The following is a 6,805-nucleotide window of genomic DNA, read 5'->3' on the forward strand; positions in this document are numbered from 1 at the left end:
CCATGAGCGAGAACACGGGCGACAGCGCGGACACCGGCGGGGCGGCCGGGGGCGCAGAGGACGCCAGGGCCGCGGCCACCGGCAAGGGGGGCGGGGGCGCGGATACCGGTAAGGGGGGCGGGGGTGCCGCGGGCGCCAAGGCGGTGGCCGCGGGCCCGCAGCCCGAGCCGATCCGCTTCTTCGGCACCAGCTGGGTGAAGCACGACCAGGGCTATGGCCTGCGTCGCGCCGGCGCGGCGATCGGCTCGCTCGTCGCCGCGGCGGCGGCCTGCTTCGTCCTGCGCTTCGCCTACGAAGGGCTCCAGCTCGCCGACACGGGCTCCTTCGTGAACGTGCTGGTCGTCGTGATGTTCGCGATCTGCAGCGCGCTGGCGTTCCGCAAGACCTGGGAGCGGTTCTCGGCCCGCCCCGCCGACCCGGACGCGGACCGCTCGCTCCAGGGCCTGAAGGCGATCGGCTTCATCGGCTCGCTGCTTGCGTACTTCTGCCGCACCTTCACGGAGGCCCCGGGCGAGGCCCTGCACCGCAAGGAGTACGAGACGGCCCGCACCCAGTACGAACGCCGCCGCGGCACGAGGACGGGCAACCCGTCCACCCGCAAAAAACCAAAACGCAAGTAGCCCGCGGCGGCGGCGAACCCGGAACCCGGGCGGGCTGTACTGGGGGCGGGCCCCCTCCCACCGGCCCGGCTTGAGGTCGCTGTCCAGCACCCCGGCCCCGCTCCGGTAACCGCCGAACTCCGCCCGCAGCGGCGTGGGCCAGCCGCTTGGCCCGTACTCTGAGGGGCGCGGGGACTTGGGCCGTGCTCTGAGGGACGCGGGGAACTGCGCGCCCAGCCCCTGAGGGCCCGCAGTCGAACCCCAACCACCCCGCCGCGCGAACCACCCGCCGAACCAACCACCCCGTCGCACAAACCACCCCGCAGGCGGGTCGGGAACACCCTCGCCCCACCCACCCCTCGCGCGGCAGACTCGGCCCATGACGCCTCCCGCGATGCATCCCGCGACGCCCGCCGCCCCCTCCCGCGCCGACTCCTTCAACGCCGCCGCAGCCCAGTACGCCGCGAACCGGCCCTCGTACCCGCCCCAGCTCCTCGACGCGCTGGAGGAACTGACGGGTCGCCCCCTCAACGGCGCCCAGGTCGCGGACATCGGCGCCGGCACCGGAATCTCCAGCGCCCTGCTGCACGCCCGAGGCGCGCGGGTCGTCGCGGTCGAGCCCGGCGGGGGCATGGCCACACAGTTCCGCGCGGGCAACCCCGGCATCCCGTTGGTACGGGGCGACGGCAACAGCCTTCCCCTGGCCACCGCCTCCGCGGACCTCGTCACGTACGCCCAGGCCTGGCACTGGGCCGACCCGACGAAGGCGGCCCCGGAGGCACGTCGCGTACTGCGGCCGGGCGGCGCGCTCGCCCTGTGGTGGAACATCGCCGACCACTCGGCCGCGTGGACGGCCGCCCAGGACGCCCGGATCAGCGACTTCCTGGGCATCGACCGCTCGGCGGAGCAACGCGCGGTCGCCACCCGCAGCGGCAGCGGTACCGAAGAGCGCTGGGGCCACCCCTGGACGGACATCCCCGGCCTCGACTTCACGGAACGCCGCATCCCGCACAGCCGCACGGTCCCCCTGGCCACCCACCTCGCCAATCTGGCGAGCCACTCGGCGTTCCTGGTGCTCGGCGAGGAGCGGACGAAGGAGTTCATGACGGCCGAGCACGCCGTACTGAGCGAGCTCTTCCCGGACGGCACGGTGGAGGAGCGGTACGTGGTCTACCTGCGCCTGGCCTTGAACTGAGCCGACAAGGCCGCATCCCGGGCCGCCCCCTCCGCCCACCCGCCACCCCGGGATCCTTGACGCCCCGACCCTCGCAGAGCACTATTCATCACATGGTGAATTACGATCCACCCGCAGAGTCGGAGAAAGGCGAACCGGGCGCCCCCGTCGCCCCGCCCGCCGAAGCGGAGGGACGCGAACCGGGTGCCGCCGCCTTGACCGCCGAGGCGGAGGGACGCGAACCGGGTGCCGCCGCCTTGACCGCCGAGGCGGAGGGACGCGAACCGGGTGCCGCCGCCTTGACCGCCGAAGCGGAGGGACGCGAACCGGGTGCCGTCGCCCCGCCCGCCGAGGCGGAGGGACGCGAACCGGGCAACCGGCCCGACCCGCCCGCCGAGGCGCAGGAAGACGAACGGGGCAACCGGGTCGACCCCCGGCCCGCCGACTCCCGGTCCACCGACCCCGGGCCCGCCGATCCCCGGTCCATCAACCTGCGGCCCACCAACCCCTGGCCCACCAACCCCCGGCCCACCGACCCCCGCCCGCGGACGGACCCACCCCCCGCCGTCACCGCCCGCGCCCTCACCGTCGTACGCGGCGACCGCACAGTCCTCCGTGCCCTCGACTTCACCGTCCCGCGCGGCCGCATCACCGGACTCCTCGGCCCCTCCGGCTGCGGAAAGTCCACCCTGATGCGCGCCGTCGCGGGCACGCAGGCCAACGTCACCGGCACGTTGACGGTCCTCGGCGTCCCCGCCGGCACCCCGTCCCTGCGCGAGCGCATCGGCTACGTGACCCAAGCCCCTTCCATCTACCGAGACTTGACGGTACGTCAGAACCTGGAGTACTTCGCGGCCGTACTGCACCCGGGCCGAGCCCACCGCGCGCCCCGCGCCGAAGCCGTCGACCGGGCCCTCACGGACGTCGATCTCACCGCCCACGCCCACGACCTGGCAGGACGGCTCTCCGGCGGCCAACTCAGCCGCGTCTCCCTGGCGGTCGCCCTGCTCGGCACCCCGGACCTGCTCATCCTGGACGAGCCGACCGTCGGCCTCGACCCCGTACTCCGCCGCGACCTGTGGCACCTCCTCCACACCATCGCCGCCAGGCGCGGGACCACGATTTTGGTCTCCTCGCACGTCATGGACGAGGCAGAACGCTGCCACCGCCTGCTCCTGCTCCGCGACGGCACCCTCCTCGCCGAGGACACCCCGGCCGCCCTGCGCGCCCGTACCGCCACCGAAACCGTCGAGGAAGCCTTCCTGCACCTGGTCGACGAGGCCGCCGCCCCCTCCGGCCCTACCCGATGACCGCGGCCGACTTGATGAGCGCGGCCGACCCGATGTACGCGGGGGCGCCGATGAACACGGGCGTTCCGCCGAACGCGGGCGCACTGATGAGCGCGGCCGCCCCGGCGAACACGGCCGCCCCGGCGAACGCGGCCGCACCGATCAACCCCAGGCCGGCGCACGCACCCGGCACCAACCGCCGCCCCCGCCGCCGCCGATGGACACCGGGACACAGGCGCACGCACCCGGCACCAACCGCCACCGCTGCCCCGCTCACCGCTGCCCCGCTCACCGCTGCCCCGCTCACCGCTGCCCCGCTCACCGCTGCCCCGCTCACCGCTGCCCCGCTCACCGCTGCCCCGCTCACCGCTGCCCCGCGCACCGCTGCCCCGCGCACCGCTGCCCCGCGCACCGCTGCCCCGCGCACCGCTGCCCCGCGCACCGCTGCCCCGCGCACCCTCACCCTGCTCACCCCCCACCCCGAGGCCCGCCCATGAACGCGTCCCGCACCCTCGCGACCGCCGCTCGCGTCCTGCGGCAACTGCGCCACGACCCGCGCACCATCGCGCTGCTCCTCGCCGTACCGTCGCTCATGATCGTCCTGCTCCGATACGTGTTCGACGGCGACCGCGCCGTCTTCAACGACATCGGCGCCTCCCTGCTCGGCATCTTCCCGCTGATCACGATGTTCCTGGTGTCCTCCATCGCCACCCTGCGCGAACGCACATCGGGCACCCTGGAACGCCTCCTCGCCATGCCGCTCGGCAAAAGCGAACTGATCGGCGGCTACGCCCTGGCCTTCGGCGCGCTGGCCGTCCTCCAGTCGCTCCTCGCCACGGGCATCTCCCTCTGGCTCCTCGACCTGAACGTGGCCGGCTCCCCCTGGCTGCTGCTCCTGGTCGCCCTGCTCGACGCCCTGCTCGGCACGGCCCTCGGCCTGTTCGTCTCCGCTTTCGCCGCATCGGAGTTCCAGGCGGTCCAGTTCATGCCGGCGGTGATCTTCCCCCAGCTCCTGCTGTGCGGCCTGTTCACCCCGCGCGACGCCATGCAGCCGGTCCTGCGGTGGATCTCGGACGCCCTGCCCATGTCGTACGCCGTGGATGCGATGTCCCAGGTCCTCCACCACCCCGCCGCCGACGCCACCTTCGTACGGGACACCGCCATCGTGGCGGCCGTCGCGCTCCTGGTCCTGGCCCTGGGCGCCGCCACCCTGCCCCGCCGCACCCCGTGAGCGTCCGGCACCCCATGAGCGTCAGCCACCTCGTGGGCGTCCGGCACCTTGTCAGCGCGCCGGCACCCCATGAGCGTCGAGCCACCCCGTACCGCCGTACCGCCGTACCGCCGTACCGCCGTACCGCCGTACCGCCGTACCGCCGTACCGCCGTACCGCCGTACCGCCGTACCGCCGTACCGCCCATCGGACACCCCCCTCCCCACCCCCGCCCCGGTGCGAGGATGACGTCACGAACCCCGCACCACCCGGAGGGTGACCCCATGACCCCGACCGTCGCAGTCCTCGGCACCGGCAAGATCGGCGAGGCCCTCCTCAGCGGAATGATCCGAGCCGGCTGGCACCCGGCCAACCTCCTCGTGACCGCCCGCCGCCCGGAGCGCGCCGAGGAACTCCGCACCCGCTACGGCGTGGACGCCGTCACCAACGCCGACGCCGCCAAACGCGCCGACACCCTGATCCTCGCGGTCAAGCCGCAGGACATGGGCAGTCTCCTGGACGAGCTCGCCCCGCACCTCACGAGCGACCGCCTCGTGGTCAGCGCCGCGGCGGGCATCCCGAGCTCCTTCATCGAGGCCCGCCTCGCCGCCGGTACCCCCGTCGTGCGCGTCATGCCGAACACGCCGGTCCTGGTCGACGAGGGCATGTCCGTGATCAGCGGTGGCAGCCACGCGACCCCGGAGCACCTCGCCCACACGGAGGAGATCTTCGGCGGCGTCGGCAAGACATTGCGCGTACCGGAGTCGCAGCAGGACGCCGCGACGGCCCTCTCCGGCTCGGGCCCGGCCTACTTCTATTACCTGGTCGAGGCGATGACGGACGCGGGAATCCTGCTCGGCCTGCCGCGGGCCCAGGCGTACGACCTCATCGTGCAGTCCGCGATCGGTGCCGCGGTGATGCTCCGCGACAGCGGCGAGCACCCGGTGAAGCTGCGCGAGGCCGTGATGTCCCCGGCGGGCACGACGATCAGCGCGATCCGCGAGCTGGAGAACCACGGCGTACGCGCCGCTCTGATCGCCGCACTGGAAGCCGCCCGCGACCGCAGCCGCGAACTGGCCTCCGGCACCAGCTGAGCCCCCCGGCGCGGAAGGACCCCGGCCTAGCCGCTCTTACGCAGCCCCCGCACGCAACCCAGCCCCCGCACGCAACCCAGCCCTCGCACGCAACCCAGCCCTCGCACGCAACCCAGCCCTCGCACGCAACCCAGCCCTCGCACGCAACCCAGCCCTCGCACGTAACGGGATCCCCGCACGTAATGCGATCCCCGCCCGCCACCCGCCGCCCCCGCGCCGGGCCGCCGCACGGCAGCGACGGCCAAGCCTCCGCCGACCAAGGCCAGCACGCCCCCGCAGAGCACGCACAACACCCCGATGGGGGTACGGGGAAGGGCCGAGCGGGCCGCCTGAAAGACGGTCTCCTCCCCATCGGACCGGCCCCCGCCACCCGAACCCCCGGCAGAAGCCAGTGCGGCGAAAGACCCCTGGACGTCATCGGCGGGGACCGCGGCGGGGACATCGCGACCGCCTAGGACCTCGCCGCTACCGGGAACCTCGGGTGCATCTCCGTCGCCCGGCGTCCACGCGACCCCGCGGGCCTCGGCGCCGGCTGAGCCGCCCGCGCGGGCCGGCCCGACGGCGGCCGCCGGATGCCGGACCACTCCCCGCACGGCTCGCAGATCCGCAGCAAGCCGGCACCCCTCCCGCAACTTCGCCTCAAGCCGGGCCGCCGCGCCCGCCGAATCCCCGTCCGCGCACGCGCGTACGCGATCGAGCTCGTCCCGGGTCTCCCGGTTGACCGCTTCGACGAGCCGCAGCCGCAGCTGCGCAACGTGCCGATCGCCGCTCTCGGCATAGGCGGCCCCTGGGGCGCCGACCGCCCCGATGACGAGGAGGACGGCGACGGCTGCGGCGATCCGGAGAAGTGACCTCATGCCTGCCAAGCTAGGGCGCGGTCCGGGCCCTGAGATCAGCCGTCCTGCCACCCTCACCTCGGCCGAAAGGACGAGGTCAGGCCCGTGCGAGCCCGCTGAACGGGCCTGTGCCCACACCCAGCTCGTGCCTGCGGCCGAGGGTTGACACACCCCTCCCCGATACGTAGTGTTCTCCGAGTTGTCCGACGTGAGCGCCGACTCCGGTCGGTCCCCGGACAGCCATTCCGCATCAACCACTTCTCGTGAACGACACCTCGTCGTCTCATTTTTCGTGCGCTTTTGCGAAATGAGGAATCCGCGTTCGAAAGCGCACCCCGATTGGCGTCGGGGTCCAGGATTCCGCTAATGTCTCACTCGTCGGAACGGCCCAACAGCCGGGAAGACAAGCCGACTTGGCCCCGGGCAACCGGGAATCGGGCCCGAAAGGATCTGATAGAGTCGGAGCCGCCGGAAAGGGAAACCCGAGAGGGAGAACCTGGAAGGCAAACCCCGCTCCGACGGGGAATCGGACACGAAAGAGTCTGATAGAGTCGGAAACACGAAATACCGAAGGGAAGCGCCCGGAGGAAAGCCCGAGAGGGT

General features: G+C 73.2%; 7 protein-coding genes. 6 read left to right on the forward strand and 1 reads right to left on the reverse strand.

The features are described from left to right. The first annotated feature begins 2 nt into the window (after positions 1-2). The 3 genes from AB0D31_RS31540 to AB0D31_RS31550 all read left to right on the forward strand — a co-directional run bounded on the left by AB0D31_RS31540 (position 3) and on the right by AB0D31_RS31550 (position 3,083). Positions 3-620, forward strand: a complete 618-nt coding sequence (locus AB0D31_RS31540) for a hypothetical protein (RefSeq protein WP_362729468.1) — start codon at positions 3-5, stop codon at positions 618-620. A 358-nt stretch (positions 621-978) separates the two neighbouring features. Continuing rightward, on the forward strand, positions 979-1,794 hold the full coding sequence (locus AB0D31_RS31545) for a class I SAM-dependent methyltransferase (protein ID WP_362729470.1): 816 nt from the start codon (positions 979-981) through the stop codon (positions 1,792-1,794). Between the two features lie 470 nt (positions 1,795-2,264). Continuing rightward, a complete protein-coding gene (locus AB0D31_RS31550) occupies positions 2,265-3,083 on the forward strand; it encodes an ABC transporter ATP-binding protein (protein WP_362729478.1) in 819 nt (272 codons plus the stop codon). On the opposite strand, the gene AB0D31_RS31555 is transcribed toward AB0D31_RS31550, so the two are convergent. Then, positions 3,073-3,255 (reverse strand): hypothetical protein, encoded by a 183-nt coding sequence (locus tag AB0D31_RS31555; RefSeq protein ID WP_362729471.1) that lies wholly within the window; start codon positions 3,253-3,255, stop codon positions 3,073-3,075. The two genes, AB0D31_RS31550 and AB0D31_RS31555, sit on opposite strands and share 11 nt — an antisense overlap. 300 nt (positions 3,256-3,555) lie before the next feature. Here AB0D31_RS31555 and AB0D31_RS31560 point away from each other — a divergent pair, with 300 nt between their 5' ends. From AB0D31_RS31560 to AB0D31_RS31570, 3 genes are all read left to right on the forward strand, one after another. Continuing rightward, entirely contained in the window at positions 3,556-4,293 is a 738-nt protein-coding gene (locus AB0D31_RS31560) for an ABC transporter permease (protein ID WP_362729473.1), read from the forward strand. A gap of 263 nt (positions 4,294-4,556) precedes the next feature. Beyond that, positions 4,557-5,366 (forward strand): pyrroline-5-carboxylate reductase, encoded by an 810-nt coding sequence (gene proC, locus AB0D31_RS31565; protein ID WP_362729475.1) that lies wholly within the window; start codon positions 4,557-4,559, stop codon positions 5,364-5,366. A gap of 572 nt (positions 5,367-5,938) precedes the next feature. Continuing rightward, positions 5,939-6,217 carry a hypothetical protein gene (locus AB0D31_RS31570; RefSeq protein WP_362729476.1) on the forward strand — a complete coding sequence of 93 codons (279 nt, stop codon included), beginning with the start codon at positions 5,939-5,941 and terminating at the stop codon, positions 6,215-6,217. The last annotated feature ends 588 nt before the right edge of the window (positions 6,218-6,805 follow it).

The organism is Streptomyces sp. NPDC048361, assembly GCF_040651795.1.
Taxonomy (GTDB): Bacteria; Actinomycetota; Actinomycetes; order Streptomycetales; family Streptomycetaceae; genus Streptomyces.

Bases quoted from the DNA above. Each gene is read 5' to 3' on its own strand.
- AB0D31_RS31545 (WP_362729470.1), top strand. From the start codon at position 979: ATGACGCCTCCCGCGATGCATCCCGCGACGCCCGCCGCCCCCTCCCGC.
- AB0D31_RS31560 (WP_362729473.1), top strand. From the start codon at position 3,556: ATGAACGCGTCCCGCACCCTCGCGACCGCCGCTCGCGTCCTGCGGCAA.
- AB0D31_RS31540 (WP_362729468.1), top strand. From the start codon at position 3: ATGAGCGAGAACACGGGCGACAGCGCGGACACCGGCGGGGCGGCCGGG.
- AB0D31_RS31570 (WP_362729476.1), top strand. From the start codon at position 5,939: ATGCCGGACCACTCCCCGCACGGCTCGCAGATCCGCAGCAAGCCGGCA.
- proC (WP_362729475.1), top strand. From the start codon at position 4,557: ATGACCCCGACCGTCGCAGTCCTCGGCACCGGCAAGATCGGCGAGGCC.